The organism is Prosthecobacter sp. (assembly GCF_020439865.1).
Taxonomy (GTDB): Bacteria; Verrucomicrobiota; Verrucomicrobiia; order Verrucomicrobiales; family Verrucomicrobiaceae; genus Prosthecobacter.
This window is the reverse complement of record NZ_JAGRPF010000051.1, coordinates 111,980-134,928: the sequence shown is the minus strand read 5'-3', so window position 1 is coordinate 134,928 and position 22,949 is coordinate 111,980. Positions and strand designations below refer to the sequence as shown.

The window sequence follows — 22,949 nt, the reverse complement described above, 5'->3', positions numbered from 1 at the left end:
GATTCATTCTCGGCGCCGGGGACGGCACCACCCAGGGCACTGCATGGGTTGAAGATGAGGACGGCCAGAACATATCGGACGTGCGCAGCCTGGACAAAACCAACAAGATCATCTCGCGCACGACCGGAACGGACACGATCACCAGTGAAGCCTCGCTCTCCAGCCTCAACAATGACGGCTTCACACTCAACTGGACCACAGTGCCAACGTCGCCATGGCAGGCTCTTTACATCGCGTTCGATTCCACGGTGTCCAACGGAACCTACCGGCTGGACTGGAGCGCCCCTCTGGCAGGCGAAGTAAATCTGATCTCGGGACAGTCACTCAGCCTCAACATCGAGAATGCCGGCTCTGCTGACTTCACCGTGCTCTACGACAGCAGCACTTATCCTTCACGGGTTGACCTGCCAACAAACACCGTCATTCATACCGATTCGGTCCAGGTGTATGATGCTCCGTATCCAGGCGGCACTGCAACCACGGCACCGAATCTTGGCCAAAAGGTGTATGTCAGAGTCACTGTCGGGGATCCCTTCGGTGCTGCTGACATCACCACCGTCCCCTTCACCATCGATGCACCCGGGACCGCCAGCGACGTCTCCGCCACACTGACGGTGGCGAACGTCGTCGCGACCACTGCGAACACCAAGACCTTCCAATACGTCTGGACCGCAGGAAACATTGAAGGCCCAGTCACCATCACCGCCAACGCGAAGGAAGGCTACGAGGACACGATCTCCTCCTCCAAGTCGGTTGTCGTCGTCCTCAGCGGACTCGACCTCGGCACACCGGGCTTCGCCACCTTCACCACCGGATCCGATGGCACGGACACCACCACCTTTGCGCTCAATGAACAGGTTGCCGTGCGCGTGACGGACATCGATCAGAATCTCGACAATGCTGTCGCCGAGACACTCCCCGCCACCATCACCAGCAGCAGCGGTGACAGCGAACAGGTCACACTCACCGAAACAGGCCTCGATACCGGCGTCTTCGTTTACGTCATCCCGGTCAGCTCAACCGTGGCCGGCAGCAGCAACAACGGCACGCTTTACGTCCCCGCTGGAGCCGTTTTGACCCTGACCTATGTGGACCCCACCGATCCCACCGACACCAGCAGCGCAACCGCGACCACACCGGCTCTTACGCCGGCGGTTTCAGTGGTCACCACCCTCCTCTCCCCCGCCGACGGTCAGATCATCGTGGGTGAAACAGCGCAATACCGCATCCGCGTCACCAACACGGGCAACACAACACTCAACACCGTGCAGGTCGTGGACACATTCCCTTCCGGCAGCCTGATCTACACCTCGGCCTCCGTAGCTCCCGACACGGTGGCCGGCGGCAGCCTGACATGGTCGAATGTGGGGCCGTTGAACTCAGGACAAAGTGTGGATCTGCTCGTGAACCTCACCGGTCTCGCCGCCGCGACTCCCGCCGTGAACACGGTGAATGTGACCACCGGCGGCGGCCCCACCGCTTCGTCGAATGCCTCAGTCATCGTCACGCGGCCGGCGGTGACCGTGACCAAGACCCTCGTCAGCCCCAATCCTGGTCCTGCGAACAAGGGCGACGATGTCGTTTTCAACATCACCCTGCAAAACACCGGCACCACAACGCTCACCACACTGCCGCTGGAAGACACCTTCAGCGACGCCAACTTCGAATACGTCTTCGCCACCATCACACCGGATGCCTTCGGCGCCGGCAGCCTCGTGTGGAATGATGTCACTGACACCAGCAGCCTCGCCGTCGGCGAGAGCTTCACCGTCACCGTCACGCTTCGCGCCAAGGGCAACGCCGACCCGGCCAACAATACAGCAACCGTCTCCAACGCCTTTGATGCAAACGGCGATCCCGTGCCTCCTTCAACCAGCGCCGCCAGCCTGCAATTGCTCGCCGCCACGATTTCCGGTTCGGTGTACGAGGACAAGGGTGCGCCGGGCTTTGGCGGCGGAGATGCTGGACTGAAAGACGTGACGCTCACCCTCTACAGCGATCCGAATGCTGACGGCGATCCCGCGGACGGCAAAGTCATTGCTATCACCACCACGGACAACACCGGCTACTACGAGTTCCTCAATCTCGGCACCGGGCGCTATGTCGTCGTCGAAGAAAATCTCCCAACCTACGTGAACGTCGCAGACACTGGCGGTCCAAATGACGACCGCATCCCGGTGAACGTCACCACGCTCACCACCTATCCCAACAACAACTTCCTCGACATCATCCCCATCCCCCTCGACTTCGGTGACTGGCACGGCAGTGGCGCCGCCACAACGACAGCCAGCACCATCGTGACCACCAACATCCGCCTTGGTGAGAATGTGGACAGCGAAGACAGCGTCGTCCCCAACGCGGACGCGACGGCAGATGGAGCCGACGAAGACGGCGTCGTCATGCCAGCCACTCTCATCCAGGGAGCCGTTCTGACGATCCCCGTCAATGTCTTCAATCTCAACACCTCCGGCCGCTATCTGCAGGCGTGGATCGACTTCAACAACGACGGAACTTTCGACAACACCGATCTGGCCGGCGGCGGCGAACGCATTTACAACGCCGCCGTTCCTGCAGACGCTTCGCTGAAGACCATCAACATCAATCTCAGCGTCCCACTGAACGCCAGCATCGGCCTCAAGCGCGGTGTGCGCTTCCGCTTCACCGACGACGCGGCCACCACACCGACCAGCAGCGGTGCCAGGGGGGAAACGGAGGACTATGTCGTGGACATCGCCGCGCCCACATTGGACTACGGTGACTTCAGCGGCGTCCCTTCCGCCGGCAGCACTGCGAGTGCCTCCATTAAAATGGGAGCACTGACGGATGTGGAGGGCTCTCCAAGAACCAACAGCGACGCCACGGCCGACGACCTCGACGCCTCGGATGACGAAGACGGCGCCACCGTTCCCACCACCGTCACCGCAGGAGCGACTGTAACGATTCCTGTCCTCGTGACCAACACGAGCGGCAACCCGGCCTACCTGAATGCGTGGATCGACTTTGGCAACAACGGCAGCCTTGCCGACACGGGCGATCAAATCCTCAGCGACATGGTCATCGCCACTGGGACGAATGCGGCCACGGTCAACGTGACCTTCACCATTCCCCCGGGAGCCTCCATCGGAAACGGCCGCGGCGTACGTTTCCGCCTGACGGACATCCCGTCCCCCGGTCCCGCCGGCAGCAACGGCGTGGGTGAAGTGGAGGATTACATCGTGTCCATTGCGGCACCGACGCTCGATTTTGGTGACCTCGACATCTTCCCCAATGCCAGCAGCATCGGAACGGGAACGATCAGACTCGGCGCCACAATGGACGTTGAAGGACAGGCGGCAGTCAATGCCACCGCCACCGGTGACGACCTCAATGGAACCGATGATGAAGACGGAGTGATCATTCCCGCCGCCATCACACAGGGCACGGGAACCAGCATGACGGTGAACGTGACCAATACGAGCGGTTCCACCGCCTACCTCAATGCATGGATCGATTTCAACGGCAACGGCGTGCTCACCGACGCGGGTGAACAGGTGGCCTCAAACACCGCGATCGCCAACGGCACCTCCAACTCGAACAGAACCGTCAGTTTCACCGTGCCGACGCTCGTCAAAACAGGCACTGTCGGCGTGCGTGTGCGCCTCACCAGCGTGAGCAGCCCCGGACCCGACGGTCAGGACGGCAGCGGCGAAGTGGAAGACGTCATGACGAGCATCACCGCCAGCTACGACTTCGGCGACTTTGCCGGATTCCCGAGCGCGAGCAGCAAAACCAACAGTTCTCTTCGAATCGGCACCCTCACCGATTCGGAGGGCGGCCTCGACACAGACAACAGTGCCATGGCGGACGATTTGAACGGCGTCGATGACGAAGATGGCGTGACCATCCCCGCCGAGATTGCCCAAGGTGCCGTCAACAGCCTGACCGTAACCGTCTCCAACACCAGCGGAGCCACGGCGTACCTGAACGCGTGGATCGACTTCAACCGCAACGGCGTGCTTACCGACTCGGGTGAACAGATCGCCAGCAACACGGCCATCGCCACCGGCACCTCCAACAACAACCGCGTCATCACCTTCACCACACCAGTCAATGCCACGCAGGGGCAGACAGCAGTGCGTGTTCGCCTCACCAGCATCACGACCCCTGGACCAGACGGCCTAGATGGCAACGGCGAAGTGGAGGATCACCCAACAAGAATTGGAACTCCCACGACCGACTTCGGCGACGATATCGACTTTGCGAACGCCAGCAGCACCGTCGTCAGCGGCCTTCGAATCGGCGCCTTGGTCGACACCGAAGGATCCCCCACCAAGACGGACAATGCCGATGGTGACGACAACACCGCCACGGACGATGAAGATGGCATCACCTTCCCATCCCTGACGGCAGGCCAGCCGGTGACCCTGCCCGTGAACGTGACCAACACCACGAGTTCAACGGCTTATCTCAATGCCTGGATCGACTTCAACAACAACGGCGTCCTCACCGATGCTGGAGAGCAGATTGTCACCAACATGCCGGTCCCTGCAGGAACTTCCGACGGCACACAGACTCTCAACTTCAACGTGCCCACCAATGCCGTCACGGCGGCCACCAGCCTCGGCACGCGATTCCGTCTGACCGACATTCAGGATCCCGGTCCGGTCGGGGCCGCCGGTTTCGGCGAAGTGGAGGATCATCCCGTCATCATTCTCGCGCCGCTGACTGACTTCGGTGACTTCAGCGGTCTACCGGACGTTTCGAACACCGCCAGCACCAACCTGCGTCTCGGTGCTTCGGTGGATACGGAATACAGCTCCACCCGCAACGCCACCGCCACGGGTGATGACGTCACAGGCGTGGATGACGAAGACGGAGCCACCATCCCTTCGATGATCGCAGGCGCCCCCGCCACCATCAGCACGGTGGTCACCAACAGCACCGGATCGAGCGCCTTCCTGAACGCCTGGATCGACTTCAATCACAATGGTGTGATCACTGACCCAGGCGAGCAGATTGCCAGCAACGTCGTCATCTCTTCCGGTACTTCCAACGCTACACGGTCCATCAATTTCACGGTCCCTGCCGCCGCTGTGACAGGTATGGATCTCGGAGTTCGGGTGAGACTTTCCACGGACTCATCGCCAGGATCATTCGGTGCGGGCGGCGTGGGTGAAGTGGAGGATTACATCGTCAACATCGCCCCGCCGACGACGGATTTTGGAGACGCGGCCGCTTTTGCCAATGCCAGCAGCATTGCCAGCACGACGTTGCGCCTTGGAGCACTGGTTGACACGGAGTACAGTCCCACCACCAACGCCATGGCCACCGGAGACGACACCACCGCTCTCGACGACGAGGACGGCGTTGAGTTCCCCACGCTTACTGCGGGAGGCCCGGCCACCATTCCGGTCACCGTCACAAACACAACTGGCTCAGTGGCCTATCTCAACGCGTGGATGGACTTCAACGTCAACGGAGTGCTCACCGATCCGGGCGAGCAGATCGCCACCAACGTGCCAATCCCGTCAGGCACGGAGAACGCCACCCAAAACATCGACATCAACCTGTCGTCCTCGGTGCTGACCGGTGTGAACATCAGCACGCGTTTCCGTATTACCAACACCAGCAGTCCGAAACCGACCGGAACCAACGGTGTCACTACAAGCGGAACAATCAACGCTTCACCTTCGGCAGACTCCTGGCTCAATGCCAACGCCACCACGACCAATTACGGCACCACCACAACGATGAGGGTGGACAGCTCATCTGGCGGCACCGGAAACGGGCGTCCCGTGGTACAGTTCGACGTCTCGGGGGTTCCCGCCGGAGCCACGATCACTTCGGCGACCATGCGTTTGAACGCAGTGGCCGTGAGCGACACCTCGAACCGGAGGATTCGCGTCTATCCGCTGACGCAGTCCTTCACGGAAAACGAAGTGACCTGGGCTCAAAGAAGCTCAGGTGTCAATTGGAGCAGCTCGGGCGGGTCCTACGGTTCGGAACTCGCCAACACAGTGGTCAACACAACAGGCCAGTACACTTGGTCAAGTGACGCACTGACCGCACAGGTGCAAAGCTGGATCGACACACCATCCAGCAACCTCGGAGTACTGCTCGGAGACACGGCTTCGGGCACGGTAACCAAGGATTTCGCGACCAAGGAGTATGGCACATCCAGCCTGCGTCCTGTACTCGTTGTCTCCTACACGGTGGAATCCACGGACGGCATCGGCGAGGTTGAAGACCATGTCATTGTCATCCAGCCGCCCACCACGGACTTCGGCGACTTCAGCGGTTTCGCCGACGCCTCGCAGGGCGTCAATCCCGCGCTTCGACTGGGTGCCGAGCTCGATGCCGAGTTTTCCTCCACACGAAACGCCACCGCCACGGGTGATGACATCACCGGCACGGATGACGAAGATGGCGTCGCCCTGCCCTCCATGATTGCGGGACAAACGGTGATCATCCCTGTGACCATCACCAATACCACAGGCGCCGACAGCTTCCTGAACGCGTGGATCGACTTCAACAACAACGGTGTGCTCACCGACTCCGGTGAACAGATCGCCACCAACATTTCCGTTCCAACCGGCACCACCAATGGCGTGACCAATTTGACCGTTACGATCCCTGCCACCGCCGTCACGGGCACCAATATCGGCGTGCGCTTCCGCCTCTCCGCACCCAGCGGTCTTGGCCCTACTGGCACCAATTCGGTGGCCGGCGAAATCGAAGATTATGTCGTGAACATCGCCGCACCGACGACCGACTTCGGCGACCACTCCAGTCTCTCACCTGCCAGCAGCACCATCAGCACCAGCCTCCTGATGGGCTCGAAGGTGGATGCGGAATACGTGGCCACCACGAACAGCGTGGCAACGGGCGACGACACCACCGGCATCGACGACGAAGACGGAGTCGCCATGCCGGCGGTGCTTGACCCAGGCACCACCGCCACCCTGCCGGTGACCGTGGTGAACACCACCGGTGCCAACGCCTGGCTGCACACGTGGATTGATTTCAACAACGACGGCGTGCTCAATGACGCGCTCATCAGCAACGGTGGCGAACGCATCGAGGCGGCACGTCTGATTCCAAGCCAGAACACCGGCACCATTTTGCGTGAATACTGGACCGGCATCAGCGGCACCAGTGTCTCCAACCTCAAGAGCAACGCAAACTATCCCAACAATCCCACCGGCTACGACTACCGCACCAACTTCACCGCACCGGTCGATTGGGCGGACAACATGGGACAGCGCATGCGCGGCTGGATTTATCCACCCGTCAGCGGCCAGTACACGTTCTGGGTATCGGGTGATGATGAGACACAGCTTTTCCTCAGCACTGATGAAACCCCGGCCAACGCCACGATGATTGCCAACGTGCCAGTCTGGACGGGATCGCTGGAATGGACGAAGTACACGAGCCAGAAGTCGGTCAAAATCACGCTGGAGGCAGGCAAGGCCTACTACATCGAGGCCTTGATGAAGGAGGGCAGCGGTGGCGACAATCTGGCAGCGGCCTGGGAGCTTCCTGGCACCAGCACGGGTCCGGTGGTCATCAGCGGCCAGTATCTGGCACCTTGGACCAGCGGCCAGGTTTTCAGCGGCTCCCAGCAGATCAAATTCACGGTGCCGGTGGCCGTCAATTCCGGCTCCAATCGTGCCGTGCGTTTCCGTCTGAGCAATTCCTCCACCACAGGCCCCACGGGAGCCTCGGGCACAGGTGAAGTCGAAGACTACGCCACTGCGATCAGCTCGCCGACAAACGACTTTGGTGACTGGAGCGGTGCGGCAATTGCCTCCAATGGCGTCAACTCCAACCTTTTCATGGGAACGATCATCGATGCCGAGTATGTCGCCACCACCAACGCTTCTGCCACCGGTGACGACCTCGAAGGAATCGACGACGAGGACGGTGTGGCGCTTCCTCCGCTCACCGCAGGCGGTGTCTTCAGCACACCCGTGACCGTGACCAACCTCACCGGCGCCCCAGCTTATCTCAACGCGTGGATCGACTTTAACAACAACGGTGTCTTCACCGATTCAGGCGAGCAGGTCGTCACCAATCTCATCGTGGCCACAGGCAGCACGGGCACCACCCTCAATCCCTCCATCACAGTGCCTGCAAACGCAGCCACCGGCACGAACGTGGGTGTTCGCTTCCGATTGACCACCACCAGCGCACCGGGAGCCACTGGCTCAGGCGGAGGCGTTGGCGAAGTCGAAGACTATGTCGTAAACATCGCGGCCCCGACCACGGACATGGGGGACTTTTCAAGGTTCGCCATGGCGAGCAGCACCGCCAACAACTCTCTGCGGATCGGACCGATGGTGGATGCCGAATACACCGCAACAACCAACCTCACCGCCAGTGGTGACGACACAACCGGAATCGATGATGAGGATGGCGTGACCGTGCCATCCATGACAGCCGGCTCGCCAGGAACCCTGCCGGTGATCGTCACCAACAGCAGCGGATCCACCGCTTATCTGAACGCGTGGATCGACTTCAACAACAACGGCCTGCTCACCGATCCTGGCGAACAAATCGCCACCAATGTGGTGGTTGCCACCGGAACATCCAACAGCACCCGCAACCTCAGCTTCACAGTTCCAGCGGACGCAGCAACCACAGTCTCTCTCGGTCTGCGCGTGCGTCTCACCTCGGTGTCTTCGCCTGGAGCCACCGGCAGCGCGGGCCTCGGCGAGGTGGAGGACCATGTCGCCGTCATTTCCAAACCGCCTCTGGACTACGGCGACTGGATCGGTCTGGCCGATGCATCTTCCACTGTAGACCCTGGACTGAGACTGGGAGCACTCGCAGACACAGAGTACGTGTCCACGCGGAATTCCACCGCCTCCGGTGACGACAATACGGAGCTGGACGACGAAGACGGTGTAACCCTGCCCGCCTTGACCGCAGGTGCGCCCGCCACCATCCCGGTCGTCGTGACCAACACCACCGGCGCGCCCGCATATCTCAACGCCTGGTTCGATTTCAATAATAACAGATCAATGGCCGACACGGGTGAACAGATCGCCTCCAACATCATCATTCCGTCAGGGGCGACAAACACCACGGTCAACTTAAACGTGACCATCCCCGCCGACGCAGCGACGGGTGCCAGCATCGGCCTGCGCGTCCGGCTCACCAGCGTCAGTTCCCCCGGTGTCACCGGTCTCGCCGGTATTGGAGAAGTCGAGGACTACACCGCAAACATCGCCGTGCCGGTGACCGACTTCGGCGACTGGAGTGGCGCGGCGGACGCATCCAACATCGCCAGTTCGGATCTTCGCATGGGCGCACTGGCAGACACCGAGTTCGTCTCGACAAGAAACTCGGCCGCCACGGGCGATGACCTGACGGGCAGCGACGACGAGGATGGCGTCACCATGCCTGTCCTCACTCCTGGCAGCACGGGCAACGCCACCGTCGTGGTCACCAACAACACCGGTTCTGCCGCCTACCTGAACGCTTGGATCGATTTTAACAACAACGGATCGTTCACCGATGCTGGCGAGCAAATCGCCACCAACATTGTCGTGGCGCACGGCACCAATGGCACCAGCCAGAATCTCTCCTTCAATCTTCCGGTTAATGCCGTACCGGGTTCGCGCGGCGCCCGTTTCCGCCTGACCACGGCGCAGGATCCAACTTCTGTCGGCTCGGGAGGCCTGGGCGAAATCGAAGATTACATGGCGGTCGTCAGCTGTTTGCCTTTCAGCGTCAATCCGGCCACACCTGCCGCTCCCGTCGTTGGAACCGCTTACACTCAGACGCTCACAGCCAACGGCGTCAATCCTCCCTTCACCTACACCGTCACCAGCGGCAGCCTGCCTGCCGGACTCAGTCTCGACAGCAACACGGGGGTGATCAGCGGCACGCCCACCACGTCCACCACCGCCAATTTCAGCATCACCGCCACCGACTTGAACAGTTGCACGAGCACGCGCGCATACACCGTCACACCGCTCTGCCCTGCCACCAGCATTACGCCGTCGTCACTTGCACAGGGATCAATCGGTACAGCCTATTCGCGCACGCTTACCGCAAGTGGCGGCACGGCACCATACGGCTCATGGACGATTACCAACGGAGTTCTCCCCGCCGGACTGACGCTCAACGCCAGCACCGGTGTCATCAGCGGAACCCCAACGGCGGCTGCCAGCCCCGCCACCAGTGTCACTGTGCGCGTAAGCGACGCTTACGGCTGCCAGACTTCACAGGTTGTCACCCTGCAAATCTGCCCGGCCATCACTATCAGCCCATCCAGTCTGCCCAACAGCACGGTGGGCACCGCCTACAGTCAGACCCTCAGCGCCACGGGAGGCGCGGCGGCCTACACTTACTCGGTCAGCAGCGGGACACTGCCTGCTGGTCTCACGCTCAATGCCTCCACTGGAGTGATTGGAGGAGTTCCGTCCAGCGCCACAACCGCCACCTTCACCATCCGTGCCACGGATGCCAACGGCTGCTCAGGCACGCGCGACTACACGATTAGCTCGGGATGCCCGGTCTTGAGCATCAGTCCTACCACACTTCCCGCAGCCTACTTTGGCGGTTCGTACACTCAATCTCTCGCCGCAGCGAACGGCACGGCACCTTATACTTACGTCATGCAAACGGGGGCCCTGCCCACCGGTCTTTCCCTCTCCAGTGGAGGGATCATCTCAGGTGTTCCCACGGCCACCGGCAACTTTGTCTTCACCATTCGCGTCACCGACGTTTATGGCTGCACCACCTCATTCGATTATGTGCTGGTCGTCCGCAGTCTGACCGTTGGAAACCTTGTGTTCGAGGATTCCAACAACAATGGCATCAGGGAACCAAGTGAGCCCGGCATTGCAGGTGCTCTGGTGCAGCTTTTTGCCACAGGCGATGACAATGCCATCGGCGGCACAGGCACGGCGGCCGATACGCAGACTGGCTCTGATGTGCTGACAAACGCCTCAGGCAACTACCTGCTCACCCGCGTGCCTCCGGGCAAATACTACCTCAAGGTCACACCGCCCCATCCGCTGCTCGCCACCGGCGGCACACCCGCCACGACTGACGACGACGTCGACAACAGCAACGACGGCTTCCAGCCGGAAGGTCCGGGCACAGCCTTGTTCAGTCCGATCATCACGCTGACCGGCGGCGGAGAATCCGTCACCGACGGCGACACCGATCCCGACACGAACCTGACCATCGACTTCGGCCTCTGGGCATCCATGGCGGTCGGCAACTTCATCTTCCTCGACATCAACGGCGACGGAATCCGCAACGAGGGCGAAAGCCTAGGCAACATCTTCGTGGAACTCTATGCCCAGGGCAGCACACCCGGCGTGGACGAGCCTGTTGGCGTCGGGTCGTCCGGCTGCAGTTGCAAAGGCCGCTACTACATCGAAGGCCTCAATCCCGGAAACTACTTCCTCCACATCCCGTCCTCGCAATTCGCCTCCGGCATGCCGCTTGAAGGACTGCTGCCGATGTCCAGTGTCGTCGTCGGAGATGATGACACCGGTCAGGATCTCCTCTTCAACGACAACCCCGCCGTCAACGGTGCCAGCACCGGCATCTTCTCCCTCCGCGCCGGACAGGCGCCCACCGGAACCGCAGAATCCGGCGGCGAAGGTTCTCTCGATGACGACATCGACAATCTCGTCGATCTCACCCGCGACCTGGGTGTTGTCGCACCTGCCGGCACCGGTTTCGCTGCGGCCGAGCGCATTCGTCGCTACATCGTCACCGGCGGCTTCACCGCCACCGTGCTTCCGGGCGCCACGACCTACGCCACTTGGAATCAGGACAACGCCATCGGCTCCGCCAGTGATGATCCGGATGAAGACGGCATTTCCAACCTGCTCGAATACGCTCTCGGCACCGATCCAGTGAACCCGCTGCAGTCGAACCGCTTCTTCCTCACTCAGGACAGCGCCGGCAGTCTCACAGCACTGCTCACACAACCCGTCGCCACCCGCGACGACATCATCGTGCGCATCGAGACTCTCACGGACCTCGCCAAGGCTGCGGATCCGTCCGCCTGGAAGACTCTCTCCATCGCCGCCACCACCACCTTCAACGGTGACGACACTCTCACGCGCGCCTACTCGAACCTCGAAAAACTTCTAGTCTTCAAGGGACTCGACACAGGCTTCCTCCGTCTCAAGGTCGAACTTGATGCGGATCGCAACGGCATTCCTGAAGCCACTGTCACCTCCGCAATCCAAGGTTGGAGCCGTCAGACCTTCGCCACAGGCTCGCGCACGTTTAGCATGCCGCTGCTGAAGTCCGCCTTCTTCACCGGTCGCGTCACTTCCGTCAGCGGCAACGAAGTCGTGCTGCCTTACATCCTCATGCTGCCATCTGGTTCCCTCTATCTTGAGGTCATCGACGGCACGCTGGCAGGTCGTCGCTTTGAAATCGATGCCACCGCCAGTTCCGGTAACACCCTCGTCTTGCAGGGATCCCCATCATCCTTCTCCGGACTCACCGGTGCCCACATCGTCATTCGTGAGCACCACACCCTCGGCGAACTCCTTCTTCCTGCGGCCTTCAGCGCCGACGACCGCGTCCTGTTCTTCGACAACGCCGCCAACAACTTCACCACCTTCACTCAAGGCGGTGACTCCTGGCTGCAGGACATCCTTAGCATGAACGCCCGTCCGTTCGCCGCACACGAGGCCGCGCTCGTCCAGACTCGCGGTTACGGCACCAGCCTCCTCTTCACCGGTGAAGTTCGCAGCAACAACTTCAGCACGCCAATTCTCTCGGGCACCCAGCTCGTCGCGCCCGGCTGGCCCCGGTCTACAACCGCTCCGATCTCCGGCCTCCGTTCCGGTTCCACACCCGAGACAGCTGACCGGCTCCGCCTCTGGGACGGCGACGTCTCGCCAGAACTGAACAGCTACACAAGCTACTACCTCGACAAAACCACCACGCCTCCAACATGGAAGGCCCAGACAGGTGAGACTGCGGCACCTCCGCAGCAGAGCTCCTTCCACGGACTGTTCCTTATCCGCGAAGCTCCGGTGTGGCTGGATCAGCAGAAACCTTGGTAAAACAAAAGGCGGCAGGTTTGCCCTGCCGCCCCGGAATTACGATCTGTAGTGTTCGATCACTGCGCCAAGAACTCGTCGAGCGCGGTCTTGGTGATCCGATACTGCGAACCAATCTTCTTGGCCTTGAGTTGACCGCCATCAATACTGGCAATGACATCGGCCTCCGTCACGCCGAGGGATTGGGCAACCTGAGCGGGCGTCAGAATATCGTAGCTGGGTGCAGCTGCCGACCCGGGAAGTGGCGGAGGCGTGGCGGCTCCGGCGGCGGGGTTCATGTTGAAGGCGCCCTGCGCCATCATCTGGTTGGCCATGCCAAAGCCCATCGCGATTTCTGCTGCAGATCCGGCTGGTCCGCCGCCCCCCTTGGCCATGCCCTCGGCCATCTGGAACTTCACGTAGTCGTTCAGGTTGCCAATCGCGCTCATGCTGCTGCGCTTGTCGATGGCGGCCTCGACTTCCGGCGGCACGCTGGCGTTCTCGAGAATGAAGCTGGTGATCTCGATGCCGTACTTGCCCTGTGTGATGGGATTGATGATTGGCAGCAGCGCATCACCGAGTTCGGAGTAGCGAGTGGCGAGATCCAGAACGGGAACCTTGGCCGTGGCGAGCGCGTCTGAGAACACGCTGATGATTCGGCTGCGCATGGTGTCTGCGAATTCATCCAGACGGAAGTGATGATCGGAGCCGGCAACCTCCTTGAGGAAGAGCTTCGGATCCGTGATACGGAAATCAAAGGTGCCGAAGGCCCGCACGCGCACGATGCCGAAGTCCTGGTCGCGCATCATGATGGGGTTGCTGGTGCCCCACTTGTTGCCCGTGAAGAGACGCGTAGTGACGTAGTAAATGTCGGCCTTGAAGGGAGACTCGAAACCGTACTTCCAGCCCTTGAGCGTCGAGAGGATCGGAATGTTGTCCGTGGTCAGGGTGTGCGTGCCGGGACCAAAGGTGTCACCGAACTCGCCGAGGTAGACAAACTGCGCCACCTGCGACTCGCGCACAATGAGCTGGGCGCCGCGCTTGATTTCCTTGTCCTCGTCCGGAAAGCGCCAGGAGAGCGTGTCGCGCGAGTCGTCCGTCCACTGGATGATTTCCAGAAACTGTCCTTTGAGGTAGTCCATGAGGCCCATAATCGTGAATGCGTGAATGGTTAAGGTTTTCCGAAGAGAAAGCGACTTTAGAGAACCCGTTTCGCTTTGGCGAGTGCAAATCTCGGAACAGCTTTGTAAAGGTTCTCTCATCCGGCCATGCGCATTGCCGTTTGATTCCTTCAGGGGCTGGCTAACATCGAAATACCGTATGTCACTCGCAGATCAACTCCAAGCCGCCGCCTCTTCCGGCGATCTCCTTCCCGCCAGCCACGACAACATCCGCGCCCTGCTCGCTGCGAGCGACAATCCGTTGTATCGCGCCAGCATCGAGGAACTCGCCGCCGCCGGACAGTGGGCGGAGCTGAACGACCGCTTCTTCCAAGCGCTGAAATTCGGAACCGGCGGCCTGCGTGGCCGGACTATCGGCAAGGTGGTCACCAAAGCCGAGCGCGGCAGCGCTCCTGAAGATCAGCGTCCGGAGCACCCCTGCGTCGGCACGAACGCGATGAACTTCTACAACGTGAGCCGCGCCACCCGCGGTCTCGTGACCTACATCAAAAATTACCGTGCAAACGCGAAGCTCACTGGCAAGCCGAGCATCGTCTTCGCGCATGACACGCGGCATTTCTCCCCGGAGTTCGCGAAGTTCTGCGCCAAGATCGCGATGGATCACGGTGCCAATGTTTATCTTTTCGACGGCTGCCGCGCCACGCCTGAAATGTCCTTCGCCGTGCGCCAGCTTCGCGCGGACGCGGGCGTTATGCTCACCGCCTCGCACAATCCGCCGCACGACAACGGCTACAAAGTGAACTTCAATGACGGCGCTGGCATCGTCGAACCGCACGCCACCGGCATCATCAAGGAGGTGAATGCGATCAAGGGTGAAGATTACACTCCCCTTCCCGAGGCTCAGCGCGGCAAAGTGACAACGCTCGGCAACGAAATGGATCAGAAGTACCTCTCCCGTGTCGAAACGATGATGCTGCAGCCCGAGCTGTTGCAAAAAGAGGAGGCGAAGAAGCTCAAAATCGTCTTCACCGCATTGCACGGCACCGGCGGCGTGCTGGTGCCCGTCCTGCTGAAAAAACTCGGCTTCAATTTCCTCACCGTGCCCGAACAGGATGTGCGCGACGGCCGCTTCCCCACAGTGAAGTCGCCCAATCCGGAAAACGCGCCCGCCTTGAAGATGGCCGTCGATCTCGCCAATAAGGAAGGTGCGGACATCGTCATCGGCACCGACCCCGACTGCGACCGCATGGGCGTGGGTGTGCGCGATGCCAAGGGGGACATGGTGCTCCTGACCGGCAACCAAACCGGCTCGCTTATGGGCTGGTATCGCATCAAGACGATGTTTGAACTCGGTATCCTGAATGACTCGAACAAGAACAACGCCGTCCTCCTGAAGACTTTCGTCACGAGTCCGATGCAAGATGCCATTGCCGCCAAATATGCCATCGGATGCGTCAACACGCTGACCGGCTTCAAATGGATCAGCTCCAAGCTGGCCAAGTATGAAGCCGCGCTGCCGAACGACATTTTGAACCGCTATCGCGACCTCAATGCCGCTGACAGCCGCGCCGCGCGTCTCAAGCACAGCAAGTTCCTCGTCTTTGGCGGAGAAGAAAGCTACGGCTACATGGGCGATGACTTCAGTCGTGACAAAGATGGCAACGGCGCGGTGGTCATGTTTGCCGAACTCGCCGCCTACGCCGCCAGCCGTGGACTCACCGTGGCCGGTCTGCTCGACGAGATTTATTGCGACGTCGGTTACTTCCTTGAAGTGAACCAAAGCAAGGTCTTCGAAGGTGCCAGCGGTGCCGCCCAGATCGCCAAGCTTGCCGACAGCTACGGCTCCAACCCGCCGAAGGAGGTGGATGGTTCCGCCGTGATCAAGGTGCGCGATTTCCGGAAGGACGAGATCAAGGACGAAGAAGGCGAGGTCGTTTCGAAGGAGAAGATGCTGTTCGTCGATCTCGCCGACGGCCGCAGCTTTGCCGTGCGCCCCTCCGGCACCGAGCCGAAGATCAAATACTACATGTTTGGCCGCAGCGTGCCGGCCACAGGTCAGAAACTCAGTGTGGACGAGCTCAACGCCGCGAAGGTCAAAGTGACCGAGGGTCTTGTGAACATGTGGGCCTGGCTGGACAAGGACATCGAAGTCCGTCTCGCCTCCTAAGACGCGGCACCGTCATCAGGCTCCAAGACACCCGCAATGCGGCTGAACAAACTTCAGCCGCATTCGTCTATTTTTATGCTGCTCCGAAGCAGCAGCCGGATGTCCGGAAAAATGCAGCTTGAAGAAGTCAGAAATTTAAGAACTATTAAACATTATGAACTCTCGAACCATTTCGGCGAACCTGCGCAGTTCCTGTTGGTTGGGTTGGTGCGCCATTATTGCCATCACAGCGACAGCGTCTGCCCAAACACAGCGCTACTATCCGCAGCCGCAGGGTGGAGCTTACCCCCCACAACAGCCGCAGTACAGCCAGCCCGCACCGCCCCCCGGCTATCAGCAACAGCAGCCAAGAGGCTACGCATATCCCCCGCAGCCGCAGCCACGGTATGAAAGCCCGATTCAGTTCCTGCCGAAGTTCGGCAAGCGAATGAGTGAAATGGTGCGCCGTCTCTTCTACGGGCAGGATCCGACCGGATATGACTATCCACCTCCCGGCTATGGAACCAACGGCGGCCGCAATCTGGACGCCGACCCACGCCAGTATCAGGCCCCCAACTATCCGCAACAGCCGGCACCCGGCTATCAGTACCCACAGCAGCAGGGGCAGCCGCGTTACAGCTATCCTCCCCAGCCCAACACTCCGACTCAGGGGCCGCAGCCTCAAACAAAAAGCGCCACGCCTCCTCCAGCCGCTCAAAATAAAACACCTTCTCCGAGCAGCACGAGGAAGTACTCGCCTCCCAAGGTGAGTGAGACTCCTTCCAGAACACCGGACAAACCCTCCGCGACTGTTCAGAAGAAAGAAATCAAACCGGATTTACCGCCGCCCACGACACCGACCATGCGTCGTTCTGAGACCACCCCCAAAGAGCCTCCCGCCACCACATCAAGCGGAGGATCGGGTTCGTTTTTGAAAGGGAAAAAAACCTCGAAGCCAGGACGGGTGATCAGTCCTTATCCCCCTTACAAGGAACTCGACATAACCGGTCTCGAAAGCGGTTCACTGGCGCTTGACCCGACCACTCAAAAAGTCTTTGAGGTTCCTTGATCCAGATCAATCTCCGCGCGTTTCACCCTCGAAGCCCCGGCCAAGGCCGGGGCTTCTGATTTTATGCCAGCAACAGCTCTATTTCTGATTTTGAAAAAGAAATCATCTGCTGGCCTGATGTTTGCTTGATAAAGACATGGGGCAGCGCTTCGCTGCCATCCAACCATTCATGGCCGACCACGGACTCCAGCAGTTACAGACTCAAAAGCTCGCCATCGGGCCTCAAATGCAGCAGAGCTTGCAGATTCTGCAGGCTCCCACTCTGGAATTGCGTCAGATCATTCAGCAGGAGATTGAAATCAATCCAGTACTGGAACTCGAGGCGCCTGAGACCTCCATTCAAGATGCCATTCCCGATGATCCGGATGATCGCAGCGTCGATGACAGTGACATCGACGCGCTGACTCAGATGGACGACGAGTGGCGCGAGTACTGGCAGCAGAGCCGTCAACAGACTGCTGCTCGCCGCAGCGACGACCAGGAGCGCTGGCAATTCCTGATGGATTCCATTGTGGCGCCCACCACCCTGCAGGAGCACCTCCTATCACAACTTCACACCTCGGATGCCAAGGCCGCCCTGACCCCGCAGGTTGAGTTTCTCATCGGCAATCTGGATGACCGTGGCTTCCTCAACACACGGATCGACGACCTGAGCCTGCAGCACTCCATTCCCATCGAGAGCCTGCGCACGGCAAAGAAATTGCTGCAGAGTTTTGATCCCATAGGGGTAGGTTCGGAGGACTTGCGCGAGTGCCTGCTGGTTCAGTTGGAACGTCTTGGAAAAAAACAGAGCCTCGCATGGCGGCTCGTCGATCAGTACATCGACGATCTGGCCAACAAGCGCTACCCCATCCTCGCGCGTAAACTCGGCGTGCCTCTGGAACAGATCTCACGTGCGGCGGATTTCATCAGCACGCTCGATCCGCGCCCCGCACAGCGCTTCGCGGTCTCATCCAACAACTACGTCACTCCAGATGTCGTCGTTGAGCGCCAAGGAGGTGAGTGGGTGGCCGTGATGACAAACGACGACCTGCCCCACCTCCGCATCAGTAACACATACAAGGATCTGCTCAGCCAGCCCGGCAACAATGGCGAGGTACGGAACTACGTGCGCGACAAGATCCGCAGCGGCAAATTTCTCATTCGATCCATCCATCAGCGCCAGCAGACGATTCACCGCATCGCCACGCAGATCCTGAAGTACCAGCGCGAATTCCTCGAGAAGGGTACCAATTTTCTGCGTCCGCTGAACATGGCCACTGTGGCCGACGAAGTCGGTGTGCATGAAACGACCGTCAGCCGCGCCATCGCCGGCAAGTACATCTCCACGCCTCACGGTGTGTTCGACATGAAGTTCTTCTTCTCCCATGGAGTAAAGACTGAATCCGGCGATGATTTGAGCAACACCAGCGTGAAGAACGCCATCGCCGATCTCATCAAGAACGAGCCCAAGCACAAGCCGCTCAGTGACGACAAGCTCGCGAAGCTGCTCGACGGCCAGGGCATCAAGGTCGCGCGACGCACCGTGGCGAAGTACCGCGAGGCTCTCAGCATCCTGCCCAGCCACCTGCGCAAGTCATTCTCCTGATCCGGTGAATCGCCGCGCGATCTGCGTGTAAACCGCCAGCGCTGCCTCCACTTCCGCGCACTCGACATACTCCACCGCCGCGTGCGCCTGATCGATGCTGCCCGGGCCGAAGAGAATCGTCGGAATGCCCAGGCGCGAGAACTTGCTCGCGTCGCTGCCAAACGGCACGCCGCACACGCCATCGTCCCTCTTCATCTCACGCAGCACGCCGCGGGCGAGATGGACCAACGATGTGTCTTCGTTCGTCTGAAACGCCCAGTCCTGCAGCATCGGCTTTTCCATTTCGGCGATGACTTCGGGATGAAGCTTCATCAGGTCATCGAGCAGCGACTGATAATGCGCCAGCACATCCTCCACCTCCTCGCCGGGCAGCAATCGCCGGTCGATCTCGATCACGGCCTCGTCCGGCACGAAGTTCACCTGCACACCGCCGTGGATCACACCCACGTTGCACGTTCCCGGGCCGAGCAACGGATGCGCGGATGACTGCATCCGTTCATGATCTTCCTGCAAGGCCAGCACCACCCGCGACATCGCCGTGATCGCATTGACGCCGAGATGCGGCTTCGAGCTGTGCGCAGCCTTTCCCTTCGTGCGAATGCGCCAGCGCAGCACGCCCTTGCTCGCGATCACGCATTTGAACTCCGTCGGCTCCGCCACCACGGCGGCGTCTGCCTTGAGGTCTTCGCAGACTTTGACCACGCCGCGAAACGAAAACTCCTCGTCCACCACGGCGGCGAGCCAGAGTTCGCACGGCGGCGGCTCGCCACTCGCATGAATGTCCGCCACGGCATGCATCATGGCCGCCAGACCGGCCTTGTCATCGACCGAGCCGCGACCGTGCAGCTTGCCGTCCTGAATGACGGGATCGAAGGGATCGATCGTCATGCCTTTGATGGACACCGTGTCCATGTGCGCCTCAAACACGATGCGCCGTGCGGCGTCGCGCCCGGGCACGCGGGCGATCACATTGTTTCGTCCGGGAAACACCTCCTGCTCCCACACCTCGATGCCGCGCTGTTCGAAAAACTGCCGCACATAGGCCGCCGCTTCTTTTTCGCCCGGCCCGCCTTCATAGGCACTGTTGATGCTGTTGATGCGCACGAGGTCGGCCAGGGTCTGGATCACAGGAGACATGCCCCAGCCTAGCCGGCGTCCTCGTGACGGCAAGAAGGCCCGTCGCCCGGCGTATTTTTCCCAACACATGAAGGCCCCCGCGTTCATTTCCGTGACCCTTGCGCTGCATGCCGGCATCGCGGGCGCCGCCGCGCCTGCGGACGACGCGAAGATCGCGTTCTTCGAGAAGACGATCCGCCCCATCCTCATCAAGCGCTGCTACGAATGCCATTCCGTCGAGTCGGGCAAGAGCAAGGGCGGCCTGCTCATCGATTCGCGCGAGGCCATCCTCAAAGGCGGCGACACCGGCCCCGCGCTCGTCGCCGGCAATCCGGACAAGAGCCACATCATTGAATCCGTCCGCTACAAAAACGAGGACCTGCAGATGCCGCCGAAGGGTGCGCTTCCTGCCGCCGAAGTGAAGGCGCTCGAAGAATGGGTGCAAATGGGCGCGCCGGATCCGCGGGAGGCCGTGGCCGATGCCAAACACGCCGCACCTCGCGTGATCGACATCAAGGAAGGCAGCAAGCACTGGGCCTTCCGTCCGATCTCCAAGCCCGCCGTCCCCGCGGTGAAAGCGAAGAATCCCATCGACGCCTTCATCAGTGCGAAGCTTGCCGAGAAGGGTCTCTCGCTCGCCCCGCAGGCGGACAAGCGCACGCTCATCCGCCGCGCCACCTTCGACCTCACCGGCCTGCCGCCGACGCCTGACGAAGTCGATGCCTTCCTCGCTGACAGTTCGCCCAATGCGTTCGCGAAAGTCATCGACCGCCTGCTGCTTTCGCCGCACTACGGTGAGAAATGGGGACGCCACTGGCTCGATGTCGCGCGCTACTCGGATTCGAACGGGCTCGATGAAAACATCGCGCTCGGCACCGCCTGGCGTTACCGCGACTACGTCGTGAAGTCCTTCAATGCGGACAAGCCTTTCGATCAACTGCTCATCGAGCAGCTCGCCGGCGATCTGATGCAGGCGAAGGACATCCCCGCACGTCAGGAACACGTGACCGCCACCGCCTTCCTCAATCTCGGTGCCAAGGTTCTCGCCGAACCGGACAAGGACAAGCTCGCCATGGATGTCATCGACGAGCAGATCGACGTCATGGGCCGCGCCTTCATGGGCATGACGCTCGGTTGCGTGCGCTGCCACGATCACAAGTTCGATCCCATCCCGCAGGACGACTACTACGCGCTCGCCGCCATCTTCAAAAGCACGCAGAGCTTCAGCGTGGACCGCATCGGCGCGCTCAGCACCGCGTATGAGGCGCCCATGGGTTCCTTCGAAGACTTCGCCGCGGTGAAATCTTCCGAACGCATCCTCAAAGAGCAGAAGAGCGCCGTTTCGAAAGCCGAAGGCGAGGCCAATGCCGCCCTGCGCAAAGAAGCGCGCGATCATGCGGTGGACTACCTCATGGCCGCCTGCGAGCTGCCCGCCACGCCGACCTTGAGCAGTGTCAAACCGGTCGCTGCGAAGCACGGCCTGCGTGCGCACATCCTGCTGAACTGCCGCGTCTATCTCGCCGCCAACGAGAACCTGCCGCTCTTCAATCCCTGGCAGGATGCGATGCGCGCCAGCGGCACCGCGACGAACCTGCGCGACTACTTCACCGCCATCTTTGCCGCCGCCGAGAAGATCAAAATCAACCCGAAGGAAAAGGTCGAGGACTCGCTTTTGCATCAGGCCCGCGCCGAACTCGACAAGACCGCCGGCTTCCTCGCCCTGCCGCCCGAGCCCATCGTGCTCTACTCGAAGGACGTCGCCGACAAGGTCCGCTCGCTGAAGGACACGATGATGTCCACCGAGAGCAACCTGCCCGACCTGCCCACCGCACTCGCCGTATCCGAAGCGCCGAAGATTCTCAACGAACTTCCCATCCACATCCGCGGCAACCACCTCGCCCTCGGCAAGCCGGTGAAGCGCGGCTTCATCCAGGTCGTCGAGGCCTCGCTCAAATCGAAACCGCAGTTCCCCGCCGGGCAGAGCGGCCGCATGGAGCTCGCCCGCTGGCTCGCCAGTCCGGAGCATCCCCTCACCTCGCGCGTCATCGCCAACCGCATCTGGTCCTGGCATTTCCATCAAGGCATCGTCCCCACCACGGACAACTTCGGCCTCCTCGGCCAGAAGCCCACGCACCCGGAACTGCTCGACTGGCTCGCCCGCTGGTTCACCAGCAACGGCTGGAGCTTCAAGGACATGCACCGTCTCATCATGACCTCGCAGGTCTATCAGCAAAGCTCCGCCGTCGATGCCAGCGCCGCGGAAGTTGATCCTGAAAACCTGCTGCTGCATCACTTCCCCGTGCGTCGGCTCGAAGCCGAGGAAATCCGCGACACGCTGCTCGCCGTCGCCGGCAGTCTCGACACCACCTTCGGCGGCAAGACCATCCCGCGCCGCAATCGCGAGTTCGTCTTCAATCACACCTCCAAGGACTTCACCACCTACGGCAGCACGCGCCGCGCGCTCTATCTGCCCATCATCCGCAACAATCTCTACGACCTCTTCCAGCAGTTCGACTATCCCGATCCCGCCACCTCCACCGGCCTGCGCCACAGCTCCGTCGTCTCCCCGCAGGCGCTGCTGCTCATGAACAGCGACCTCGCCACCAACGCCGCGAAGGACTTCGCCGCGCGCCTGTTCAAGCTCTCCGACGACACCGCCACCCGCCTCCGCGCCGCCTACCGCCTCGCCTTCGCCCGCGAAGCCAACGACGACGACCTCCGCCGCGCGCAGAACTACCTCATCACCACCGACGCCGCGCTGAACTCCAGCCAGCAGGACTCCACCAAACGCGAGCAGGAAGTCTGGTCCCTCCTCTGCCAGGCGCTCATGATGAGCAACGAGTTCATCTACCTGCGCTGATTCATACGGTAGGTGCAATCAGAGCTTGCCAATCGACGCGTT

At 60.9% G+C, this 22,949-nt stretch carries 7 protein-coding genes; 5 read left to right on the top strand and 2 right to left on the bottom strand.

The features are described 5' to 3' along the window. Positions 1 to 80: 80 nt before the first annotated feature. On the top strand, positions 81 to 13,031 hold the full coding sequence (locus KDL09_RS05095) for a GEVED domain-containing protein (protein ID WP_294382220.1): 12,951 nt from the start codon (positions 81 to 83) through the stop codon (positions 13,029 to 13,031). A gap of 56 nt (positions 13,032 to 13,087) precedes the next feature. Here KDL09_RS05095 and KDL09_RS05090 read toward each other — a convergent pair whose 3' ends face one another. After that, on the bottom strand, positions 13,088 to 14,158 hold the full coding sequence (locus tag KDL09_RS05090) for an SPFH and helix-turn-helix domain-containing protein (RefSeq protein ID WP_345781072.1): 1,071 nt from the start codon (positions 14,156 to 14,158) through the stop codon (positions 13,088 to 13,090). A 169-nt stretch (positions 14,159 to 14,327) separates the two neighbouring features. Between KDL09_RS05090 and KDL09_RS05085 the strand changes: the two genes are divergently transcribed. From KDL09_RS05085 to rpoN, 3 genes are all read left to right on the top strand, one after another. Further along, entirely contained in the window at positions 14,328 to 16,295 is a 1,968-nt protein-coding gene (locus tag KDL09_RS05085; RefSeq protein WP_294382214.1) for a phospho-sugar mutase, read from the top strand. A gap of 154 nt (positions 16,296 to 16,449) precedes the next feature. Then, positions 16,450 to 17,343 carry a hypothetical protein gene (locus tag KDL09_RS05080; protein WP_294382211.1) on the top strand — a complete coding sequence of 298 codons (894 nt, stop codon included), beginning with the start codon at positions 16,450 to 16,452 and terminating at the stop codon, positions 17,341 to 17,343. A 169-nt stretch (positions 17,344 to 17,512) separates the two neighbouring features. Then, on the top strand, positions 17,513 to 18,931 hold the full coding sequence (gene rpoN / locus KDL09_RS05075) for an RNA polymerase factor sigma-54 (RefSeq protein WP_294382207.1): 1,419 nt from the start codon (positions 17,513 to 17,515) through the stop codon (positions 18,929 to 18,931). Here the strand turns inward: rpoN and KDL09_RS05070 are convergent. Continuing rightward, the gene (locus KDL09_RS05070; protein ID WP_294382205.1) at positions 18,920 to 20,068 is read right to left on the bottom strand and encodes a M20 family metallopeptidase; all 1,149 of its coding nucleotides are present in this window, start codon (positions 20,066 to 20,068) and stop codon (positions 18,920 to 18,922) included. The genes rpoN and KDL09_RS05070 overlap by 12 nt on opposite strands. 67 nt (positions 20,069 to 20,135) lie before the next feature. Between KDL09_RS05070 and KDL09_RS05065 the strand changes: the two genes are divergently transcribed. Next, complete coding sequence (locus tag KDL09_RS05065; protein WP_294382204.1) at positions 20,136 to 22,907, top strand: PSD1 and planctomycete cytochrome C domain-containing protein; 2,772 nt, start codon at positions 20,136 to 20,138, stop codon at positions 22,905 to 22,907. Positions 22,908 to 22,949: the final 42 nt, after the last annotated feature.